This window comes from Mycobacterium sp. (genome assembly GCF_047975165.1).
GTDB lineage: Bacteria > Actinomycetota > Actinomycetes > Mycobacteriales > Mycobacteriaceae > Mycobacterium.
Genome location: NZ_JBKECZ010000100.1, coordinates 20,538 through 40,736 on the forward strand (window position 1 = coordinate 20,538; position 20,199 = coordinate 40,736).

General features: G+C 66.9%; 21 protein-coding genes. 9 read left to right on the forward strand and 12 right to left on the reverse strand.

The genetic code is table 11. The annotated features are described in order from the left end of the window. Positions 1–26: 26 nt before the first annotated feature. From opcA to secG, 5 genes are all read left to right on the forward strand, one after another. Positions 27–938, forward strand: a complete 912-nt coding sequence (opcA, locus tag ACK5M9_RS10625; protein WP_416893133.1) for a glucose-6-phosphate dehydrogenase assembly protein OpcA — start codon at positions 27–29, stop codon at positions 936–938. After that, positions 935–1,678 (forward strand): 6-phosphogluconolactonase, encoded by a 744-nt coding sequence (gene pgl / locus ACK5M9_RS10630; RefSeq protein ID WP_416893134.1) that lies wholly within the window; start codon positions 935–937, stop codon positions 1,676–1,678. Before opcA ends, pgl begins: the two co-directional genes overlap by 4 nt. A 116-nt stretch (positions 1,679–1,794) precedes the next feature. After that, entirely contained in the window at positions 1,795–2,196 is a 402-nt protein-coding gene (locus ACK5M9_RS10635) for an ATPase (protein ID WP_416893135.1), read from the forward strand. 71 nt (positions 2,197–2,267) lie between these two features. Further along, the gene (locus tag ACK5M9_RS10640; protein ID WP_416893136.1) at positions 2,268–3,053 is read left to right on the forward strand and encodes a PIG-L deacetylase family protein; all 786 of its coding nucleotides are present in this window, start codon (positions 2,268–2,270) and stop codon (positions 3,051–3,053) included. A gap of 324 nt (positions 3,054–3,377) precedes the next feature. After that, a complete protein-coding gene (gene secG, locus ACK5M9_RS10645) occupies positions 3,378–3,611 on the forward strand; it encodes a preprotein translocase subunit SecG (RefSeq protein ID WP_416893137.1) in 234 nt (77 codons plus the stop codon). A 65-nt stretch (positions 3,612–3,676) separates the two neighbouring features. Here secG and tpiA read toward each other — a convergent pair whose 3' ends face one another. Genes tpiA through gap form a run of 3 tightly spaced genes read right to left on the reverse strand, consistent with a single transcriptional unit; the run spans position 3,677 to position 6,730 of the window. Further along, entirely contained in the window at positions 3,677–4,462 is a 786-nt protein-coding gene (gene tpiA / locus ACK5M9_RS10650; RefSeq protein ID WP_416893138.1) for a triose-phosphate isomerase, read from the reverse strand. 13 nt (positions 4,463–4,475) lie between these two features. Next, positions 4,476–5,708 (reverse strand): phosphoglycerate kinase, encoded by a 1,233-nt coding sequence (locus ACK5M9_RS10655; RefSeq protein WP_416893139.1) that lies wholly within the window; start codon positions 5,706–5,708, stop codon positions 4,476–4,478. Between the two features lie 2 nt (positions 5,709–5,710). Then, the gene (gap, locus tag ACK5M9_RS10660) at positions 5,711–6,730 is read right to left on the reverse strand and encodes a type I glyceraldehyde-3-phosphate dehydrogenase (RefSeq protein WP_416893140.1); all 1,020 of its coding nucleotides are present in this window, start codon (positions 6,728–6,730) and stop codon (positions 5,711–5,713) included. Positions 6,731–7,011: 281 nt separating this feature from the next. Here gap and ACK5M9_RS10665 point away from each other — a divergent pair, with 281 nt between their 5' ends. From ACK5M9_RS10665 to ACK5M9_RS10675, 3 genes are all read left to right on the forward strand, one after another. Then, positions 7,012–7,635 carry a beta-xylosidase gene (locus ACK5M9_RS10665; RefSeq protein WP_416893141.1) on the forward strand — a complete coding sequence of 208 codons (624 nt, stop codon included), beginning with the start codon at positions 7,012–7,014 and terminating at the stop codon, positions 7,633–7,635. A 245-nt stretch (positions 7,636–7,880) separates the two neighbouring features. Further along, positions 7,881–8,624 carry a 1-acyl-sn-glycerol-3-phosphate acyltransferase gene (locus ACK5M9_RS10670; RefSeq protein ID WP_416893181.1) on the forward strand — a complete coding sequence of 248 codons (744 nt, stop codon included), beginning with the start codon at positions 7,881–7,883 and terminating at the stop codon, positions 8,622–8,624. Between the two features lie 41 nt (positions 8,625–8,665). After that, complete coding sequence (locus ACK5M9_RS10675) at positions 8,666–9,937, forward strand: alpha/beta hydrolase fold domain-containing protein (protein ID WP_416893142.1); 1,272 nt, start codon at positions 8,666–8,668, stop codon at positions 9,935–9,937. A gap of 1 nt (position 9,938) precedes the next feature. Here ACK5M9_RS10675 and ACK5M9_RS10680 read toward each other — a convergent pair whose 3' ends face one another. The 9 genes from ACK5M9_RS10680 to ACK5M9_RS10720 all read right to left on the reverse strand — a co-directional run bounded on the left by ACK5M9_RS10680 (position 9,939) and on the right by ACK5M9_RS10720 (position 19,411). Beyond that, positions 9,939–11,321, reverse strand: a complete 1,383-nt coding sequence (locus tag ACK5M9_RS10680; RefSeq protein WP_416893143.1) for a WS/DGAT/MGAT family O-acyltransferase — start codon at positions 11,319–11,321, stop codon at positions 9,939–9,941. Positions 11,322–11,466: 145 nt separating this feature from the next. Continuing rightward, a complete protein-coding gene (whiA, locus tag ACK5M9_RS10685; protein WP_416893144.1) occupies positions 11,467–12,444 on the reverse strand; it encodes a DNA-binding protein WhiA in 978 nt (325 codons plus the stop codon). Continuing rightward, positions 12,441–13,472 carry a uridine diphosphate-N-acetylglucosamine-binding protein YvcK gene (gene yvcK / locus ACK5M9_RS10690; protein ID WP_416893145.1) on the reverse strand — a complete coding sequence of 344 codons (1,032 nt, stop codon included), beginning with the start codon at positions 13,470–13,472 and terminating at the stop codon, positions 12,441–12,443. The genes whiA and yvcK overlap by 4 nt, the downstream gene beginning before the upstream one ends. Beyond that, on the reverse strand, positions 13,469–14,356 hold the full coding sequence (rapZ, locus tag ACK5M9_RS10695) for an RNase adapter RapZ (protein WP_416893146.1): 888 nt from the start codon (positions 14,354–14,356) through the stop codon (positions 13,469–13,471). The genes yvcK and rapZ overlap by 4 nt, the downstream gene beginning before the upstream one ends. Beyond that, entirely contained in the window at positions 14,353–16,308 is a 1,956-nt protein-coding gene (gene uvrC / locus ACK5M9_RS10700; protein ID WP_416893147.1) for an excinuclease ABC subunit UvrC, read from the reverse strand. Before uvrC ends, rapZ begins: the two co-directional genes overlap by 4 nt. A gap of 61 nt (positions 16,309–16,369) precedes the next feature. After that, positions 16,370–16,840, reverse strand: a complete 471-nt coding sequence (locus ACK5M9_RS10705) for a PH domain-containing protein (protein WP_416893148.1) — start codon at positions 16,838–16,840, stop codon at positions 16,370–16,372. Continuing rightward, a complete protein-coding gene (gene ribH / locus ACK5M9_RS10710) occupies positions 16,837–17,319 on the reverse strand; it encodes a 6,7-dimethyl-8-ribityllumazine synthase (protein ID WP_416893149.1) in 483 nt (160 codons plus the stop codon). The genes ACK5M9_RS10705 and ribH overlap by 4 nt, the downstream gene beginning before the upstream one ends. Before the next feature lie 114 nt (positions 17,320–17,433). Next, complete coding sequence (locus ACK5M9_RS10715; RefSeq protein WP_416893150.1) at positions 17,434–18,711, reverse strand: bifunctional 3,4-dihydroxy-2-butanone-4-phosphate synthase/GTP cyclohydrolase II; 1,278 nt, start codon at positions 18,709–18,711, stop codon at positions 17,434–17,436. 79 nt (positions 18,712–18,790) lie between these two features. After that, positions 18,791–19,411, reverse strand: coding sequence for a riboflavin synthase (locus ACK5M9_RS10720; protein ID WP_416893151.1), 621 nt, complete (start codon positions 19,409–19,411; stop codon positions 18,791–18,793). Positions 19,412–19,486: 75 nt separating this feature from the next. On the opposite strand from ACK5M9_RS10720, the gene ACK5M9_RS10725 reads away from it, so the two are divergent. Further along, positions 19,487–20,197, forward strand: coding sequence for an LppX_LprAFG lipoprotein (locus tag ACK5M9_RS10725; protein ID WP_416893152.1), 711 nt, complete (start codon positions 19,487–19,489; stop codon positions 20,195–20,197). Positions 20,198–20,199 lie beyond the last annotated feature (2 nt).

The following is a 20,199-nucleotide window of genomic DNA, read 5'->3' on the forward strand; positions in this document are numbered from 1 at the left end:
ACCGGCGCTGAAGAACAGGGGCGCAGATGATCGTCGAACTACCCGACACCACCACCACCGCGGTGAACAAGAAACTCGGCGCCCTGCGCGAAGAGGCCGGTGTCATCACCATGGGCCGGGTGCTGACCCTGATCATCGCACCCGACAGCGAAGCCGTGCTGGAGGATTCCGTCCAGGCCGCCAACGACGCCAGTCACGAACATCCCAGCCGCGTCATCGTGACGATCACCGCCGACCGATCCGTCGAGAAGCCGCGGCTGGATGCCGAGTTACGGGTGGGCGGTGACGCCGGGGCCGGCGAGGTGGTGATCCTGCGGCTGTCCGGGCCGCTGGCGGCACACGCCAACAGTGTGGTGGTGCCGTTCCTGCTCCCCGACATCCCGGCGGTGGTGTGGTGGCCCGATGTCGCTCCCGCGGCACCTGCCCAGGATCCGTTGGGCAAGCTGGCCATTCGCCGCCTCACCGATGCCACCAACGCCGCCGATCCGCTGTCGGCCATCAAGAGCCGGCTTGCCGGATACACCCCGGGCGACTCCGACCTGGCCTGGAGCCGCATCACCTACTGGCGGGCACTGCTGGCGTCGGCGGTCGACCTGCCGCCGCACGAGCCGATCGAGTCGGCGCTGGTTTCGGGGTTGCCCACCGAGCCCGCGCTCGACATTCTGGCGGGCTGGCTGGCCAGCCGCATCGACGGACCGGTACGCCGCGAGGTCGGCGAACTCCGGGTGCGACTGGTGCGCAAGAGCGAAACCATCGAGCTCAGCCGGCCCCAGGACGGCACCACGGCGACGCTTTCCCGCACGGCCAAACCCGACGCGCTGGTTCCGTTGCCTCGCCGGGTAACCGGGGAATGCCTGGCCGAAGACCTGCGCCGGCTCGATGCCGACGAGATCTACCCGACCGCGCTGGCAGGCATCGAGAAGGTCCAGTACGGGTGACCGCTGAAATCGAGACGTTTGCCGACGGCGCCGCCCTGGTCGAGGCGGCGGGCCGGCGGCTGATCTCGACGATAGGGTCCGCGGTCGCTTCGCGGGGGCGGGCGCTGATCGTGCTGACCGGTGGCGGCAATGGGATAGGGCTGCTGCGCTACCTGGCCGGCCCGGCGTCGGCCGGGCACGTCGATTGGTCCAAGGTGCACCTGTTCTGGGGAGACGACCGCTACGTCGCCGCCGGCGACGACGAGCGAAACGAGAAGCAGGCGCACGCAGCATTGCTCGACCACATCGACATACCCGCCGGCCAGGTGCACCCGATGGCCGCTGCCGGCGGTGAGTTCGGCGACGATATCGAGGCCGCCGCGAGCGCCTACGAGCGGACCCTGGCCTCCTGTGCCGAACCCGGCGACCCAGCGCCGAACTTCGACGTCCACCTGCTGGGCATGGGGCCCGAGGGGCACGTCAACTCGTTGTTTCCGGGCACCCCGGCAGTGCGCGAAACCCGCCGCATGGTGGTAGCGCTCGACGACTCCCCCAAACCCCCGCCGCGCCGAATCACCTTGACGCTACCGGCAATCCAACGCTCGCGCGAAGTTTGGCTGATGGTGTCGGGAGCCGGCAAGGCCGACGCGGTGGCCGCGGCGGTCGGCGGCGCCGACCCGGTTTCGGTGCCGGCCGCCGGAGCGGTCGGACTCGACAGGACGTTGTGGCTGCTGGACGAGACCGCCGCGGCCAAGCTGTAGCGGTCGGCTGTCAGCTGTCGGCGGTCAGCGATCGGCGGTGGGCAATGGGGCTGGGCGCCTGGCGATACCAACCCGCTTCACCAAGGCGGTATCGCCCGACGCCGAAGGGGGCAATAATGGCGATCATGGCAGACAGAAGCGGTGGCCGCCCGACCCCGGCTCGGCAACGAATGAAGACGCTCACCCAAGCCGCACTGAACGCGGACAAGACGGTGGAGCAGGTCGAAGACGTCCTCGACGGCCTGGGTTCCTCCTTGACCGAGCTCAATAGCTCGCTGTCGACGCTCAACAGCACCGTCGCGCGGCTGGAGGGCGGCCTGGACCATCTTGATGGCACCCTGTCCAGCCTCGATGACCTCGCCAAACGGCTGGTGACGGTTCTCGAACCGGTGGAAGCCATCCTGGCGCGCCTGGACCACCTGGTGAGCTGGGGCGAAACCATGATGGCGCCGATCAACGTCACCGATCACGTGGTCCGCGGCGTATTCGACAAGCTGCGCAACCGCGGCGTTCACTAGGCGCCGCGGCACTGGCCGTGACCGCGCGGGGCCACGCCCCGCGGGTGCCACCCGGCCGTCATACTGCATCCATGGCCACCGTCGTCGCGTTCCATGCCCATCCCGACGACGAGGTCATCCTCACCGGCGGCACCTTGGCCAAGGCGGCCGCTGCCGGTCACCGGGTGGTGGTGGTCACGGCGACCGACGGGCGAATGGACAGCGCGCCGGACAGCACCAGAATCGACGAATTGCGTTTGAGCGCACACATTCTCGGGGTGCATCGGGTCGAGTTCCTGGGCTACGCCGACAGCGGCTACGGCCCGGTATTTTTCCCGGACCCGCCCGGCCGGGTCCGGTTCGCCCGCGCTGACGTCGCCGAGGCCGCACACCGGCTGGCCGGGATTCTTGGCTCCGAGCGGGCGCCGCTGCTGATCAGCTACCAAGCCAACGGCGGGTACGGTCACCGCGACCATGTTCAGGTACATCGCGTCGGGCGGCTGGCCGCCGAGTTGGCCGGAACCCCGCGGGTACTCGAAGTGACGATGCCCCGCGAAGTGCTCCGTCGAATCTGCCGGCTTTGCGCCCTGTTGCGACTCCCCGCACCCTACGAACCCGCAGTGGTTTCCCGAGCGTATGCGCCCCGCGCCACCATCACCCACCGCGTCGATGTCCACCGGTTCGCCCGGCAGAAGCGCGATGCTCTGGGTGCCCACCGTTCGCAGATCGGCAACGGCCTGGGCGCGCGACTTTTCGGCCTGCTGCGCAAGATGCCGCCACAGGTCGTCGGCCTGTTCTTCCGTTACGAATGGTTCGTCGATCCCACAGCCGCGCCGGGAACGGTGCTCGATGACATATTCGATGCCGCGCCGGGCTAGGGATTGCCCCCTGCCCCCTCGACGCCGAGCGTTACCCCACAGCCACGCTCGACGCCCCCCGCCGCCGAGCGTTACCCCACAGCCACGCTCGTCGCCGAGCGTTAACGTGCTGTCGCACCCGGCGGGAAGACGGACGCCCCGCCCCCTGCCCCCCTGCCCCCCGACGCCGAGCGTTACCCCTCAGCCACGATCGACGCCCAGCGTTAACGTGCTGTCGCACCCGGCGGGAAGACCGAGGTCGGCTCGGGCCCCTGGGCTCTGGGCTGCGGGCGGGGCGCCGGGCGGTGAGCGGCGGACCATCGACTGTTCGGTAAGCTGCCCATCATGGAATTGGCACTGCAGATCACCCTGGTGATCACCAGCCTGCTGGTGGTGTTGCTGGTGCTGCTGCACCGCGCCAAGGGTGGTGGTCTGTCTACGCTGTTCGGCGGCGGTGTTCAGTCGAGTCTGTCGGGGTCGACGGTGGTGGAGAAGAACCTCGACCGATTGACCCTGTTCATCACCGGGATCTGGCTGGTGTCGATCATCGGCGTGGCGTTGATGATCAAATACCAGTGACACATCGCCGAGCCGGCGCCAGGCGGCTCTCGCCTCCGGGGTTGGCGTCCGGTTAGCGCATCGGGTCAGGGCAGCGGCCCGCCCGCGGCGATCGCGGCCAGCATCGCGAACTGCTCCCCGTCCAGCGACGCCCCTCCCACCAGACCGCCGTCGATGTCGTCCGAAGCGATGAGATCGCGGGCGTTCTTGGCGTTCACCGAACCGCCGTAGAGCACCCGCACCGTCTCGGCGATCGGAGCGGACGCCAGTGAACCCAGCTCTTCGCGAATCGCCGCACACACCTCCTGGGCATCGGCAGCGCTGGCAACCCGACCGGTGCCGATCGCCCAAACCGGCTCGTAGGCGATCACCACTTTGGAGATCTGCTCGGCCGAGAGCCCCGCCAGCGAACCACGGAGTCGCTCGACGTTGTGCGCCACATGATTTCCGGCCTCACGGACTTCCAGGTGCTCGCCGATACAGACGATCGGCGTCAGATCGTGCTTGAGCGCGGCCGCGGCCTTCGCGGCCACCAGGGCGTCGTCCTCATTGTGGTATGTCCGGCGCTCGGAGTGCCCGACGACGGCGAAGGTGCAGCCCAGCTTTGCCAGGAAGGACCCGCTGATCTCACCGGTGTAGGCGCCGGAGTCATGCTGTGAGACATCCTGCGCCCCGTAGGTCAGTCGCAGCTTGTCGCCGTCGACGAGGGTCTGCACACTGCGCAGATCGGTGAACGGTGGAATCACCGTCACGTCCACCCTGTCGAAGTACTTGTCGGGCAAGGCGAATGCGATCGTCTGCACCAGCGCGATAGCCTCGAAATGGTTGAGGTTCATCTTCCAGTTGCCGGCGATCAGCGGCTTGCGGCTCATGAGTCTGCGCTCCTCAGTCTTGAGCGGGTTGGGGCTCGCCGAGCACTTCGATGCCCGGAAGCGATTTTCCTTCAAGGTATTCCAGCGATGCGCCACCGCCGGTGGAGATATGCGAGAAGGCATTTTCCGGAATGTTCAGCGCACGGACCGCGGCGGCCGAATCACCCCCGCCGACCACGCTGAACGCGCCTTTGGCCGTCGCCCCGACGATCGCCTCGGCAACACCTCGGGTGCCTTCGGCATAGGCCGGAAACTCGAACACCCCCATCGGGCCGTTCCAGAAAACGGTCCGGGCGTTGCCCAGCAGGGCAGCGAACCTCTTGACCGAGCCCGGCCCGATATCCAGGCCCATCACGTCATCCGGGATCTTTTCTACGGCCACCGTGCGCGGCGGAGAGTCGGCGGCGAACTTCTCCGTCGCGACGATGTCCACCGGCAACCGCAACACGTCGTGATAGGTGTCGAGCAGGTCGCGGCAGGTTTGCACCATGTCTTCTTCGAGAAGCGACTTGCCCACCGGATACCCTTGTGCCGCAAGAAATGTGAAACACATGCCGCCGCCGATGACGATGCTGTCGGCCTTGGTCGCCAATCTCTGGATCACGCCGAGCTTGTCCGAGACCTTCGATCCGCCGAGGACGACGGCGGCCGGAGGTTGCGTCGAACGGGTCAGCTGTTCGAGCACCGCGATCTCGCCCGAGACCAGTGTGCCCGCGTAGTGCGGAAGCAGCGCGGCGACGTCGTAGACCGAGGCCTGCTTGCGATGCACCACACCGAACCCATCGGATACGAAAGCCCCTCCCGGACTCACCAATTCGGCAAGTTGCCGGGCCAGAGCCAGACGTTCGGCATCGTCCTTGCTGGTCTCGCGCTTGTCGAAGCGAATGTTCTCCAGGAGCAGGATGTCGCCGTCGGTGAGCCCCTCGGCCCGAGCGAGCGCGTCGGCACCCACGACGTCACCGGCGAGCTGCACGTGCCGGCCAAGCTGCTCGCCAAGCGCGGCGGCCACCGGCGCCAGCGAACATTTCGGGTCCGGACCGCCCTTCGGCCGGCCCAGATGTGCGGCCACGATCACCCGGGCCCCGGCGTCGAGCAATGCGGTCAAGGTGGGGACCGATGCGGTGATCCGGCCCGGGTCGGTGATACTGCCCTTATCGTCGAGTGGGACGTTGAGGTCCGAACGCACCAGCACTCCGCGCCCGGAAACCCCTGCGGCAAGAAGGTCTTCCAGCGTCGGGACCGCCACGGTCAGAGTGACTTGCCCACGAGAGCGACGAGATCGATGAGGCGGTTGGAGTAGCCCCATTCGTTGTCGTACCAGGACACCACCTTGGCCTGGTTGTCGATGACCTTGGTCAGACCGGAATCGAAGATCGAGCTATGCGGATCGGTGACGATGTCGCTGGAGACGATCGGAGCGTCGTAGTACTTCAGGATGCCCTTCATCGGGCCGTCGGCGGCGGCCTTCATCGCGGCATTGATCTCTGCGGCGGTGCCCGGCTTCGCCAGCTCCACGGTGAGGTCGGTGGTCGATCCGGTCGGGATCGGCACCCGCAGGGCATACCCGTCGAGCTTGCCCTTCAGCTCGGGCAGGACCAGCGCGATGGCCTTGGCCGCCCCGGTCGAGGTGGGCACGATGTTCAGTGCGGCCGCCCGGGCGCGTCGCAGATCCTTGTGCGGGGCATCCTGCAGATTCTGGTCCTGAGTGTAGGCGTGAATCGTAGTCATCAGGCCTTTGACGATGCCGAACTCGTCGTTGAGCACCTTGGCGATCGGCGCCAGGCAGTTGGTGGTGCAGGAGGCGTTGGAGATGATGTCCTGGCTGCCGTCGTACTTGTCATCGTTGACACCCAGAACGATGGTGATGTCCTCGTCGGTGGCCGGAGCGGAGACGATCACCTTCTTCGCGCCGGCATCCAGGTGCCCCCGGGCCTTCGCCGCGTTGGTGAACAATCCGGTGGACTCCACCACGACGTCCACGCCGAGATCGCCCCACGGCAGGGCTGCCGGGCCCTCGCGCACCGCCAACGCCTTGATCCTCGCCGGGCCTACGACGATGGTGTCCTCGCCGTCGAGGGTGACGTCGTAGGGCAACCGGCCCAGGATCGAATCGAACTTCAGCAGATGGGCGAGTGTCTGGTTGTCGGTGATGTCGTTGACGGCGACCACCTCGACGTCGGCTTTACCCTGCTCCCGTTGCGCCAGAATGGCCCGGTAGAAGTTACGTCCGATCCTGCCGAATCCGTTGATGCCAATACGGACCGTCACGTATCTCTCCTTGTCGTCACCCCGGCACGCCCTTGTGTGCCCGCAGTAAGCCTAGACGGTTCGGACACCGGGATCCCACGGGCCGCCACGGGTCATCTCCGCGTCGTATCGCTGTCAACAAGTGCCCGATGCCGTCAAAGTCACCGTTTGGAAACGGCACGGTGCGCCGCAGCGGGCGGTACCCGCCCAGCGGCAACAATTGGGCCCGTCGTTCGAGCATGACTTCGGTCCTGCAGCGAGCCACCAGATTGCGAAGACATGAGTACAAGGAGTTGACGTTGATGACAATCTTTGATCGCGTCACCATCAAAGTAGTTGCCGTCAGCGCAGGGTTGTGCGGAGCCGCGATATCGCTTAGCCCGATCGCGACGGCCATCCCGCTGAAGACGGGCGGGTCCGCGTGCATCGAGGGACAGGCAGGGGAAGCTGTCCCATCGGCCGGGGGTGCTGCCGCCGGGTGCGCACCGGCCAGCGCTGCGATAACCGACATGGCGGGTGTTCCGGTGGTGGTTCCAGGGCCGGGCGGCGCCGCGGTGCCGGCCGGGGTACCGCTGATCGGCGCACCCCTACCGATCGGAGCTCCGGTGCCCGTCGGCGCACCCCTGCCGATCGGAGCTCCGGTGCCCGTCGGCGCACCCCTACCGATCGGAGCTCCGGTGCCCGTCGGCGCACCCCTGCCGATCGGGGCTCCCCTGCCCATCGGCGCACCCCTGCCCGTCGGGGCACCAATACCGGTCGCACCGGTAATACCCGCGGGCACTCCGCTAGTGGATCTGGGAGCGTTGCCTGCTACCGCTCCGATCATCGACATGTCCGGGACCGGCAAGGGCGTTCCCACCAGCCCAGCTCCATCCGGCGGACCCGCACCAGGTCAGCCCGTTCAGCCCGGCCCCGCAGGCCGCTGACCGACTCGCCCCGCCGCCGAGCGTGTAACTACTGCGGAAAAACCGCCGATTCTTCGCAGTGGTTTCACACTCGACGAAGAGCAAGGGCGGCGAGGGGCGGCCGCGCCCGGTAGCGGGGGGCCGACGCCCGGCAACGGTCGATACGATCGACACGCCAAGCACCCGTCGGCGAAGGAGCTCACGTGAGCGAAAACGACATCGACGAAAACGACATCGAAAAATTCGATGCCGTCGCAGCCCAGCGCATGATCGCGATCCTGCGCCCACTGCTCAAGACGTACTTCCGCAGCGAAGTGCACGGACTCGATGCGTTCCCGCCCGGCGGCGCGCTGGTCGTCGCCAACCACTCGGGCGGCCAGTTCCCGATGGACGTCCCCATCTTCAGTGTCGACTTCTATGAGCAGTTCGGCTTCCAACGCCCGGTGCTGACACTGAGTCACGACATACTCTTCATGGGCCCGACCGGGGATCTCTTCCGGAAAGTCGGCTACATCCGGGCCAACCGGGACAACGCGGCCGCGGCACTGCGCTCCGGCGGCGTGGTCGTGGTCTTCCCCGGCGGCGACTACGACGCCTACCGGCCGACGGCGGCAGAACACCTGATCGACTTCAACGGCCGCAAGGGCTACGTGCGCACCGCCATCGAGGCCGGAGTGCCGATCGTGCCCATGGTGTCCATCGGGGGCCAGGAAACCCAGCTGTACCTGAGCCGCGGCACCTGGCTCGCCCGGCAACTCGGCCTCAAGCGTTTGCTGCGCAGCGAGATCCTGCCGCTGTCTTTCGGGTTTCCGTTCGGCCTGGCCACCGCGATCCCGCCGAATCTGCCGCTGCCCAGCAAAATCGTGACACAGGTGCTGGAACCTATCGATATCGCCAGGGAATTCGGTGACGAGCCCGACATCGACGACGTCGACCGGCGCGTGCGATCGGCGATGCAAGAGGGCCTCAACAAGCTCGCCGCGGCACGTCGATTCCCGATCCTGGGTTGAGCAATGACATCTTTCGCAGACACTCCGGGCCCGAGCCGCTCATGAGCATCCGCCCCCTGCGGCAACAACTGCGCCGGCCCCGTCCACTAACCCGAGCGATCGTGGAATTCGTCAACGCCGCCAACGGTTTACGCCCGATCTCCCGAAATCCATGGGCATCTGTGTTCGAGTTCTGGCCGGGTTGGCCGACCTCCGAGCTGCCCGCACTGTATGCGGGCGTTTCCGCGATCGACGCAGTGCGCCGCGGCCGCCGCGGCGCGTTCAGCGGACCGAAAGGCCGACTGGCGCTGGCGATCACGGCCGCATCCTGGGCGGTGCTGGGCACGATCGCCTACCGCAGTGTCAAGACTCCCGGCCCGATACTCCAGACCGCCCTGGCCGAAGCACTGGGACCGGACGACGCCGACGACTCGCGCACCCGTCCGATAGCCCCGACACAGCCGGCCTGGCGCGGCACGCTGCTGCGCACCGCCACGTCCCGGCGGCGCTACGTCGCCAAAGAGAACGTCGTGCGCTACGGCCCGCACGGGCGTTCCAACCTCGCCGACATCTGGCGCCACCCCGACCTGCCCCGGGACGGCAAGGCTCCAGTGCTGCTGCAGGTGCCCGGCGGCGGGTGGGTCATCGGATGGCGTCGCCCCCAGGCGTATCCGTTGATGGAACATCTGGTTGAACGCGGCTGGATATGTGTCTCGATGAACTACCGGGTCTCGCCCTGGCACACCTGGCCCGATCACATCGTCGACGTCAAGCGCGCGTTGGTGTGGGTCAAGGAGAATATCGCCGGCTACGGTGGCGACCCGGATTTCGTTGCGATAAGCGGCGGTTCGGCCGGCGGCCATCTGTCGTCCCTGGCAGCCCTGACGCAGAATGACCCCCGATTCCAGCCGGGTTTCGAGGAGGGCGACACCTCAGTGGTGGCCGCGGTGCCGTTCTACGGCCGCTACGACTGGTTCTCCATCGACGAGCCCGGACGACCGGAGTTCCTCAAGGTTCTCGCCCGGCTGGTCGTCAAGAAGAAGCTCAGCACGCACCGCGACGTCTACGTCCAAGCCTCGCCGATCACTCACGTGCGGGTCGACGCACCGCCGTTCTTCGTCCTGCACGGAACCAACGACTCGCTGATCCCCGTCGGCGAGGCCCGCGAAGTCGTCGCCGCGCTGCGTTCGGTATCCGAAGCCCCGGTCGCCTATGCCGAACTACCCAACGCGCAGCACGCATTCGACATCTTCGGGTCGCCGCGGGCCAACCGATCGGCCGAGGCGGTCACCCGATTCCTGTCCTGGGTCCACACGAAGCGCGGTGGCCGCTGAGTCACAAACCCGCGGCACGTTCGAGCTCGGCCAGTGCCGGCTCGATGGCATCGGCCATATCGTCGATGTCGTTGGCCACTTCGGGTGTGGTGACGAAGCCGAAGTCAAGGGAATCCCGGTAGGAAAAGCAGGTGATGTTGAGCGCGACGTCCATCACCGGTGGGCCCAGCGGTACCAGCGAATCCAATTGGGCGCCGGCCATATACAGCGGAAAGGACGGCCCCGGAACGTTGGAGACCACCAGGTTTATCGGCGCCAGGTTGTGTGAGAGACCGGTAGCGGTGTAGGCGCGGGCCGCCAGCTGAAGAAGGCCCGGCGGGGTGGTCTCGGTCAGGCCCATGATCTGGTGCGCCGACAGCGCTTTGGCCATCTCCTTGGCGCTTTGGGTGCTTTCGTGGATCGCCTTGAGCCGTTCGGCCGGATCGTCCACATCGGTGGCCAGCGAAGCCGTCATCGAACTGATCTGATTGCCGATGTCCTCCTTGGTCTCATCGGTGCGGGTGGACACCGGGATCTGGGCGATCAGCGGCTTGTAGGGCAACTCGTCGCGTTCGAGGAGGTAGGCGCGAGCCGCGCCGGCCACCAGCGCGAGCACGACGTCGTTGAGCTTGACACCGAAGGCATCCTTGACGGCTTTGACCCGGTCGAGTTCGACACGGGAGCCGGTGATCCGCCGGTGCGGCGATACCGAGGCGTTGAATCGGGTCATGGGGGCGTCGAAGTAGCTCGGCGGCTTGTTGGCGACGCCCAGCACCGCCACCTGCTGCCGGACGGTCTGTTCCAGCAACCGGGCGATGCGGAACGGCGTCTTGATCCCGACGTTCACCAGGGCGCTGATCGCGCGTTGTTCCACACCCGGGATGGTGAATCCGACGAATCCGACGGTCTCCTTCTGCGCTTGCCGCGGCTCCGGGGTGATGTCCAGCAGGATCTCGCCTAGCCCGGCCCCCGAAACACCGTCGACGATCGCATGATGCATCTTGGTCAGTGTCGCGATACGGCCACCCTCGACACCCTCGATCACCCACAGCTCCCACAGCGGCCGGGAGCGGTCCAGCTTGTAGGACATCAGGCGTCCGACGAGTTCCTCGAGTTCGTGGCGCCCACCGGGTGCCGGAACACCGATGCGACGGACGTGGAAGTCGATGTCGAGTTCTTCGTCTTCGACGAACCACGGCCGGTCCAGGCCGAGCGGGGCTCCGGTGACCCGCCAGCGCAACTGCGGGATCTCCGGAAGCCGGTCGATGAGCAGCTGCCGAAGCAGCTGAAAGCTGTAGTCGGGGGCCTTCCGAGGATCGCAGATCGCCAACGCACCCACATGCATGTGCCAGCCTGGTGTTTCCGCTGACCAGAACGCCGCGTCGACACTCGAGAGCCGTTTCATGCCACGACGGTAGCGTCCCGTCGCCGAAAGAAGCCAGCGCATCGGGAAATCTCACGGCGCCGAATGCCACGGCGGACCCGGGTGAGTGTGCCCGGAACCGGATTTCGCGAGCCCAGCCCGCCCCGACTCTGGCCGGAGCATCGGGTCAGGCATCCTCCAGCAGGTCCGGTGTCACCGCCGACTCGGTGTCGGGAATGCCGTCCGCCTTGGCCTTGCGATCGGCCATCGACAGCAGCCGCCGAATACGGCCGGCAACCGCATCTTTGGTCATCGGCGGATCGGCGAGCCGACCGAGTTCCTCCAGCGACGCCTGACGGTGCTCGACACGAAGCCGGCCGGCCGTGGCCAGATGATCGGGCACGGTGTCAGCGAGGATTTCCAGCGCACGCTCAACCCGGGCGGCCGCGGCCACCGCGGCCCGCGCGGAGCGGCGCAGATTGGCGTCGTCGAAATTCGCCAGTCGATTGGCCGACGCCCTGACCTCGCGGCGCTGCCGGCGCTCCTCCCACACCACCCGGGTGTTCTGGGCGCCCATTCGGGTCAGCAGCACACCGATCGCCTCGCCGTCGCGCACCACCACCCGGTCAGCGCCGCGCACCTCGCGGGCCTTGGCGCCGACCCCCAACCGGCGGGCCGCGCCGACGAGAGCCAGCGCTGCCTCCGGCCCGGGGCAGCTCACTTCCAGGGCCGAGGAGCGGCCCGGTTCGGTCAGCACTCCGTGGGCCAGAAATGCACCCCGCCACGCGGCTTCGGCATCGGCAACACTGCCGCCGACAACCTGGGCGGGCAGTCCGCGCACCGGGCGGCCCCGCATGTCCAGCAACCCGGTCTGGCGGGCCAGCGCTTCGCCGTCATTGGCCACCCGCAGTACGTACCGGGTGCTTTTGCGCATACCGCTGGCGGACAGCACATGCACGACGGCGGTGTAGCCGTACAGATCGAAGATGTCCTTGCGCAGCCGGCGGGCAATGTTGCTCAGTTCGAGGTCGGCCTCGACGATCACCCGGCCGGATACGATCTGCAACCCACCGGCGAATCTGAGCAGCGAAGTGACCTCGGCGCGGCGCGCGCTGACCGATTTGACCGGCAGACGGCTCAGCTCATCCTTGACTTCGGTCGTCATCGCCACGTGCTGTCACCCCTTGGTCGGTTCCCGCGACCACCGTCGATCGGCATCTCCTCGGTGGTCGCCACCAAAGGCCCGGTAGGCCCGGTGTCGCCAATGCTGTCCAGGGCGGCCGCCAGCTTCCCCGGGTCATGTAAAGGTGTACCAGGTCTGGCCACATCGGCGAAGTGGACCTGCGCCCGGAGCAGGGTTGCGGTGCGGCGGAGTTGGTCACGCTCCCGGTCGCTCGGTACCCGTCCGGCGTCGATGACGATGTCGTCGACGGTGAAATCGGGAGCGTGCTGGGCCAGCACATGCAGGTGACGTTCCACCGAGAAACCGGCGGTTTCCCCGGGTTCGGCCACCAGGTTGAGCACCAGCGCCTTGCGCGCGGCGGTCGCCCGCAGCGCCCGCAACAGGCCGGGAACCAGCACATGCGGAATCACGCTGGTGAACCAGGATCCGGGCCCCAGGACCACCAGATCGGCGGACATGATGGCGTCGACGGCCTGGCGGGTCGCCGGGGGGTCGGCAGGCAGCAACCGAACGCGGCGCACCTTTCCCGGCGTGGTGGCGATCGCCACCTGCCCCCGGATCAGCCGGACCATCCGCGGATCGGACTCCAGGCCGGACACGTCGGCTTCGATGTGCAGGGCGATCGGGCACATGGGCAGCACCCGGCCGTTGACTCCGAGAACGCGCCCGATCTCGTCGAGTGCCGCGATCGGATCGGCCAGTACCTCCGAGAGGCCGGCCACCAGCAGATTCCCAATCGGATGCCCGGCCAGTGCACCGCTGCCGCCGAATCGGTGTTGCAGGATGGTCGCCCACAACCTCCCGTGTGGGCTGTCGGATGCCAACGCCGCCAGTGCCATTCGCAGATCCCCCGGCGGTATCACGTCGAGCTCGCCGCGAAGCCGGCCCGAGGAGCCGCCGTCATCGGCGACGGTCACTATAGCGGTGACGTACGGAGTGAGCCGGCGCGCCGCCGACAGCGTCGCGTACAGGCCGTGCCCGCCACCCAGCGCGACAATGCTGTGGGTCATTCGCGGCCCAGATCCCGGTGCAGTGTCCGCACCACCAGTTGCGGATCCGCCGCCAGCACCCGCATCAGCGCCTCGGCGATGGCCACGCTGCGGTGTTTTCCCCCGGTGCAGCCGACCGCGACCGTCATGTAGCGCTTGCCCTCGCGTCGATAGCCCTCGACCACCAGCGACAGCAGCCGGTGATAGGTCTCCAGGAATTCGGCCGCACCGGGCTGACCGAGCACGTAGTCGCTTACCGGCTCATGCAGGCCGGTGAGCGCGCGCAATTCGTCCACCCAGTGCGGGTTGGGCAGGAATCGGACGTCCATCACCATGTCGGCGTCCATCGGCAGGCCATACTTGAAGCCGAACGATTCGACGGTGACGCTGGTGGTCGCGGCGGCGCTGCCACCGAACGCGAGCTCGATGCTCTCCCGTAGTTCGCGCACCGACAGCGTGGAGGTGTCGATGATCAGGTCTGCGGTGGCGCGCACCGGCGCCAGCATCCGGCGCTCGGCGGCTATCCCTTCGCCGAGGGTTTGCTCGCCCTGCAGGGGGTGGCTGCGGCGGTTGTTCTCGTAACGGCGCACCAGCATGTCATCGGAGGCCTCCAGGAACAGCACCCGCGGTGTGATGTAGCGGGTGGCCAGCTCATTGCGCACCTCATCGAGGTCGCCGGTGAATCCACGGGATCGCACGTCCATCACGACGGCCAGCTGGGTGATCCGCGACCCGGCCGCCAAACCGAAATCCACCATGCGGGTGATCAACTGGGGCGGCAGGTTATCGGCGACATACCAGCCCAGATCCTCCAGAACCTTGGCCGCGGTACCCCGGCCGGCACCGGACAATCCGGTTACCAGCACCACGTCGATTCCGCCGGGTGCATCCTCGGAGTCCGTCATCGAGTGGCTCCCGTCGAGTCGGGGCGCAGGGCTTCGAGAACGGCGGCGGCCGTTGCGACACCGATACCCGGAACTGCGGTGATCTGGTCGATGGTGGCCTCCTTGAGCCGGCCTATCGATCCGAAGTGAGTCACCAGCGCCTTCCGTCGATGCTCGCCCAATCCGGGCACCGAGTCCAGTGCCGAGGCGGTCATTCGTTTGGATCGTTTGCTGCGATGGTAGGCGATGGCGAATCGGTGAGCCTCGTCGCGCACCCGCTGCAGCAGGTACAGTCCCTCGCTGTTGCGCGGCATGATGATCGGATCCGGTTCCGAGGGCACCCAGACCTCTTCCAGCCGTTTGGCCAAGCCGATGACGGCGACATCGGTGATGCCGAGTTCTCCGAGCACGGCACTGGCGGCATTGACCTGCGGCGCCCCGCCGTCCACGACGTAGAGGTTCGGCGGGTAGGCAAACCTGCGCGATTTCCCTTCCGCGTTCATCGTATTCGCGTCACCGGCACTACTGTGACGGTGGCGGAAACGACGGCGGGTGACTTCGGCGATGGAAGCGACATCATCCGAGTGTCCTTGCCCGGCAGCTTCTTTGATCGCGAAGTGCCGATAGTCCGACTTTCGCGGTAAACCGTCCTCGAACACCACGAGCGAGCCCACGACATCGGTACCCTGCACGTGGCTGATGTCGACGCACTCGATCCGCAGCGGAGCGGCGGGAAGGCCGAGGTATTCCTGGATGTTCTGCAAGGCAGCGGATCTGGCGTTGAAGTCGCTCGCCCGTTTGAGCTTGTGCTGCTGCAGGGCTTCTTGTGCGTTGCGTTCCACCGTATCGGCGAGAGTGCGCTTGTCGCCGCGCCGCGGCACCCGCAGAGCTACCTTGGTGCCACGCAGACCGGACAGCCAATCGGCGAGCTCACCGTGGTTGGCCGGCAGCGCCGGAACCAACACTTCGCGAGGCACCGGGTTGGCCGATTCGTCTGTCGCTGCGCCTGTTTGGCGGCTCAACTCGGCCTGGTCCCCGTAGAACTGGGTGAGGAACTGCTCCACCAACAACGGGGCACCGGAATCGTCGGGGTTACCTGATTTTTCGACGATCCACCCACGCTGGCCGCGAACCCGTCCGCCGCGCACGTGGAATACCTGTACCGCCGCCTCGAGATCATCGTCGGCGAACGCCATGACGTCGGCGTCGGTACCGTCGCCGAGCACCACCGCCTGCTTCTCCATCACCCGCTTGAGGGAGGACAGATCGTCCCTCAGCCGCGCGGCCCGCTCGAAATCGAGTTGCTCGGCTGCGGTGCTCATCTGGCGTTCCAACTCGCGGGCGTACCGATCGGTTCTGCCGGACAGGAAGTCGCAGAAATCCTCGACGATCCGGCGGTGCTGCTCGGCGGTTACCCGGCCGACACACGGCGCTGAGCATTTCTCGATGTAGCCGAGCAGGCAGGGACGATCGATCTGGCTGTGCCGCTTGAAAACTCCGTTCGAACAGGTTCGCGCGGGAAACACCCTGGTAAGCAGATCCACGGTCTCGCGGATCGCCCAGGCGTGTGCGTACGGCCCGAAGTAGCGCACACCCTTGCGCCTGGGCCCGCGGTAGACCATCAGCCTCGGGAACTCCTCGCCGACGGTCACGGCCAGCACCGGATACGACTTGTCGTCGCGGTAGCGGACGTTGAAACGGGGGTCGAACTCCTTGATCCAGTTGTATTCCAGCTGCAGCGCCTCGACTTCGGTGTTCACCACGGTCCACTCGACCTTGGCCGCGGTGGTCACCAGCTGCCGGGTGCGCGGGTGCAGGCCGGCAATGTCGGCGAAGTACGACGTCAGCCGAGTGCGCAGATTCTTGGCCTTGCCCACGTAGATGACGCGGTCATGCACATCCCGGAACCTGTACACGCCGGGCTCGACCGGGATCGACCCGGGCGCGGGCCGGTAGGTGGCTGGGTCTGGCACATCTTCCAGGCTAGCCGCTAGCCGTCCTCGCAGCGGCGCCCGCCAGCCGATCCGAGAGTGTTCACCGGGCATCCAAATCGGGCCGGTACCGGGCAACCAGCGCGCGGAGTTCGTCCATGGACTCCACGGCAAGATCCTTGTCCACGGCCTGGATGGCCAGTACCGGCAGGTACTCGTCGTCGGGCAGGTCGACTCGAGCCCACCGGCTGCCGACGGGAAACGACACGCCGACCAGGTCGGCCCATGGTACGAGCCTTTCCCCCACGGTATTCCGTACCGAAACACCCCGCGGCCCCACCCGCAGCCGCGAGCGGGTCAACAGCAGCACAACACCCGCCAGAACCACACCCAGCAGCGCGATCGCAACCTGGTCGGCAGTCCGGAACACGACGCCGCTGGACCCGATCTTGAGCGCGAGTCCGCCCCCGACATGCGCCAAAATGATCAAAACCGCCGCGACATAGGCGAATATCGGCGTCCAGTGCGGACGGCAGACGAAATCCCACTCGTCGGAATCGGATTCGGCAATCATGACCGGCCACGCAGATCGCGCAGGGTAAGTGCGGAGATCAGCGCCGCGGCAGTCGCCTGGGCACCCTTGTCCTCCGCGGACGACGGCAGCCCCGCCCGGTCCAGCGCCTGCTGCTCGGTGTCGGTGGTCAGCACCCCATTGGCAACCGGAGTGGCGGCATCCAGCGAAACCCGGGTCAGGCCCTGGGTCACTGCATCGCATACATAATCGAAATGTGGTGTCTCACCACGGATTACCACACCCAAGGCCACAACCGCATCATGGTTGCGGGCCAACTCCTGGGCCACCACCGGAATTTCGATGGCTCCGAGAACCCGCACCACCGTCGGTTTGCCCACTCCGGCGTCCGCGGCAACCCGGCGGGCGCCGGCCAGCAGCGCATCGCAGATCTCGTCGTGCCAGGTGCTGGCCACGATCCCCAGCCGCAGACCCGCCGCATCGAGCTCGGGGATGTCGGGCGCTCCCGATGCTGGAGTCATTGGCGCCACTCCTTCTCATCGCTACGCTCTGCATCGTCGCCGGCGCGAGTCATTGGCGCCACTCTCCCCCGCACGCGGGCGGTACCCCCATCACATCGCGGCAAACGCGAAAGATCACAGCGCACCGCCGAATTCACCGGACCAGTGCGCGGAGTCGTGGAAATCGTCGAGACCCGCCAAGTCATGGCCCATCTTGTCGCGTTTTGTCATCAGATAGCGGATGTTCTCCGCATTGGCCCGGACCGGCAACGCTACCCGCTCAAGGATGTGCAGCCCGTACCCGTCCAGGCCGACCCGCTTGGCGGGGTTGTTGGTCAGCAGCCGCATCGAGCGAACGCCGAGGTCTACCAGGATCTGCGCGCCGATCCCGTAATCCCGGGCGTCGGCGGGCAACCCGAGCTTGAGGTTCGCGTCGACGGTGTCGTCGCCGGCATCCTGCAGCTGGTAGGCCTGCAACTTGTGCATCAGCCCGATACCGCGGCCTTCGTGGCCGCGCATGTACAGCACCACACCTCGCCCCTCCCGGGCGACCATCGCCATCGCCGCATCCAACTGCGGGCCGCAATCGCAACGTCGCGACCCGAATACATCACCGGTCAGGCATTCCGAGTGCACCCGGACCAGCACATCGTCGCCGTCGGCATCGGGACCGGCGATCTCACCGCGGACCAGCGCGACGTGTTCGACGTCCTCGTAGATGCTGGAATAGCCGATCGCCCGGAACTCGCCGTGCCGGGTCGGGATCCGGGCCTCGGCGATGCGCTCGACGTGCTTCTCATGCTTGCGCCGCCATTCGATGAGGTCGGCGATGGTGATCATGGCCAGCCCGTGCTCGTCGGCGAAGACCCGCAGCTCGTCCGTCTGGGCCATCGACCCCTCGTCTTTTTGGCTGACGATCTCGCAGATCGCACCCGCCGGTTGCAGTCCCGCCATCCGAGCCAGGTCGACCGCCGCCTCGGTGTGACCGGGGCGCCGCAGGACCCCGCCGTCCTTGGCCCGTAGCGGAACCACGTGCCCCGGCCGGGTGAAGTCCCCGGCCGCACTCGCCGGCTCTGCCAGCAACCGCATCGTCGTCGCCCGATCCGAAGCGGATATACCGGTTCCCACCCCGTCCTTCGCGTCGACGGTGACGGTATAGGCGGTGCCGTGCTTGTCCTGGTTCACCGCGTACATCGGCAGCAAACCGAGCCGGTCGCAGGTCGCACCGTCCAACGGCACACAGAGGTACCCCGAGGTGTACCGAACCATGAAGGCAACCAGTTCCGGGGTCGCCTTCTCGGCAGCGAAGATCAGGTCGCCCTCGTTCTCGCGTTCCTCGTCGTCGATGACGACCACGGCCTTGCCCGCCGCAATGTCGGCAACCGCCGTTTCGACGGAATCCAGCCTCGTCATCGTTGCTACCTTGCTGTCAATGCCTGCGCCCACGAGAAGCGCCGTGCCGTATTCAGTATGAACCACCACCGGAGCGCGGTTATCGGCCATGCGCGGAGGGCGGCACGTGCAGCAACCGCTCGACGTACTTGGCGATCACGTCCACCTCGAGGTTCACCGGGGTGCCCACCGGGGCCGAACCCAATGTGGTCAACTCACGGGTGGTCGGGATAAGCGACACCTCGAACCAGTCGCGCGGGTGCGCACCCAGGCCCGAAACCGTCAGCGAAATCCCGTCGACGGTGATCGACCCCTTTTCCACGACGTAGCGGGCGACGGCGGCGGGCATCTCCACGCGCACCACCTCCCAGTGCTCCGAGGGCACGCGGGCGACGATCAGACCGGTGCCGTCCACGTGCCCCTGCACGATGTGCCCGCCCAGCCGACTCTTCACCGCGGCCGCCCGCTCCAGGTTCACCCGGCATCCCGGCCGCAATGCCCCCAGGTTGGATCGGTCGAGTGACTCGGCCATCACGTCGGCGGTGAACCTGCCGTCGGACAGGACTTCGACAACCGTCAGGCACACCCCGTTCACCGCGATCGAATCGCCGCGGACGGCGTCGGCGGTGACGATCGGGCCGCGGATCGTCAGCCGCGAGGCGTCTGCCAGCGATTCCAGCCCGTCTACCACGCCGAGTTCTTCGACGATCCCGGTGAACATCGCACCAGGTTAATGAACACCACACGCCGTGTGCACCCGCCTGGCTACCGGGCCAATCCCGCAACACCCTCTACCATGCAGGGTATGGCTAACATTCGTCGTCTTTTCGCTGCCCTCATTGCGATATGCGCCGCGACAACCCTGGTCGCGGGATGCTCCGCGCACAAAAAGGACAGTGGCGGCCCCCTGCCGGACGCGCAGGCATTGATAACCCAGTCCATCGACACCACCCGCGCCGTCAAGAGCGCGCACATCGTCCTCACGGTCAACGGCGAGATCCCGGGCCTGTCCATCAGCTCGCTCGAGGGTGACCTCACCACCGACCCGACCGCCGCCAAAGGCGACGTCAAGCTCAACATGGCCGGAACGGCCTTCGAGGCCGGCTTCGTGGTTCTCGACGGAACCTTGTATGCCACCCTCACCCCGAACCGGTGGTCCAATTTCGGCAAGGCCTCCGATGTCTACGACGTCTCCCAGATCCTCAGCCAGGACAAGGGCCTGGCCAACGTGCTGTCCAATTTCACCGACGCCAAGGCCGAGGGACGAGAAAACATCAACGGGCAGGACACCATCCGGATCAGCGGAAAGGCCAGCCCCGAGGCGGTCAACGCGATCGCACCGCCATTCAGCGCGTCCGAACCGGTACCGGCGACCGTGTGGATCCAGGAGGCCGGTGACCATCAGCTGGCACAGGCCCTGCTGGAACGCGGCACCGGCAACTCCGTGCAGATGACACTGTCGAACTGGGGCCAGCCGGTCCAGGTCACCAAACCCCCGCTGAACTGACG

Coding starts and splice junctions, on each gene's coding strand:
- ACK5M9_RS10675 (WP_416893142.1), top strand. CDS start 8,666: ATGAGCATCCGCCCCCTGCGGCAACAACTGCGCCGGCCCCGTCCACTA.
- ACK5M9_RS10635 (WP_416893135.1), top strand. CDS start 1,795: ATGGCGATCATGGCAGACAGAAGCGGTGGCCGCCCGACCCCGGCTCGG.
- ribH (WP_416893149.1), bottom strand. CDS start 17,319: ATGACTCCAGCATCGGGAGCGCCCGACATCCCCGAGCTCGATGCGGCG.
- whiA (WP_416893144.1), bottom strand. CDS start 12,444: ATGACGACCGAAGTCAAGGATGAGCTGAGCCGTCTGCCGGTCAAATCG.
- ACK5M9_RS10665 (WP_416893141.1), top strand. CDS start 7,012: ATGACAATCTTTGATCGCGTCACCATCAAAGTAGTTGCCGTCAGCGCA.
- ACK5M9_RS10680 (WP_416893143.1), bottom strand. CDS start 11,321: ATGAAACGGCTCTCGAGTGTCGACGCGGCGTTCTGGTCAGCGGAAACA.
- ACK5M9_RS10670 (WP_416893181.1), top strand. CDS start 7,881: ATGATCGCGATCCTGCGCCCACTGCTCAAGACGTACTTCCGCAGCGAA.
- secG (WP_416893137.1), top strand. CDS start 3,378: ATGGAATTGGCACTGCAGATCACCCTGGTGATCACCAGCCTGCTGGTG.
- rapZ (WP_416893146.1), bottom strand. CDS start 14,356: ATGACGGACTCCGAGGATGCACCCGGCGGAATCGACGTGGTGCTGGTA.
- ACK5M9_RS10640 (WP_416893136.1), top strand. CDS start 2,268: ATGGCCACCGTCGTCGCGTTCCATGCCCATCCCGACGACGAGGTCATC.
- tpiA (WP_416893138.1), bottom strand. CDS start 4,462: ATGAGCCGCAAGCCGCTGATCGCCGGCAACTGGAAGATGAACCTCAAC.
- ACK5M9_RS10720 (WP_416893151.1), bottom strand. CDS start 19,411: ATGTTCACCGGGATCGTCGAAGAACTCGGCGTGGTAGACGGGCTGGAA.
- ACK5M9_RS10725 (WP_416893152.1), top strand. CDS start 19,487: ATGCAGGGTATGGCTAACATTCGTCGTCTTTTCGCTGCCCTCATTGCG.
- ACK5M9_RS10715 (WP_416893150.1), bottom strand. CDS start 18,711: ATGACGAGGCTGGATTCCGTCGAAACGGCGGTTGCCGACATTGCGGCG.
- ACK5M9_RS10705 (WP_416893148.1), bottom strand. CDS start 16,840: ATGATTGCCGAATCCGATTCCGACGAGTGGGATTTCGTCTGCCGTCCG.
- yvcK (WP_416893145.1), bottom strand. CDS start 13,472: ATGACCCACAGCATTGTCGCGCTGGGTGGCGGGCACGGCCTGTACGCG.
- opcA (WP_416893133.1), top strand. CDS start 27: ATGATCGTCGAACTACCCGACACCACCACCACCGCGGTGAACAAGAAA.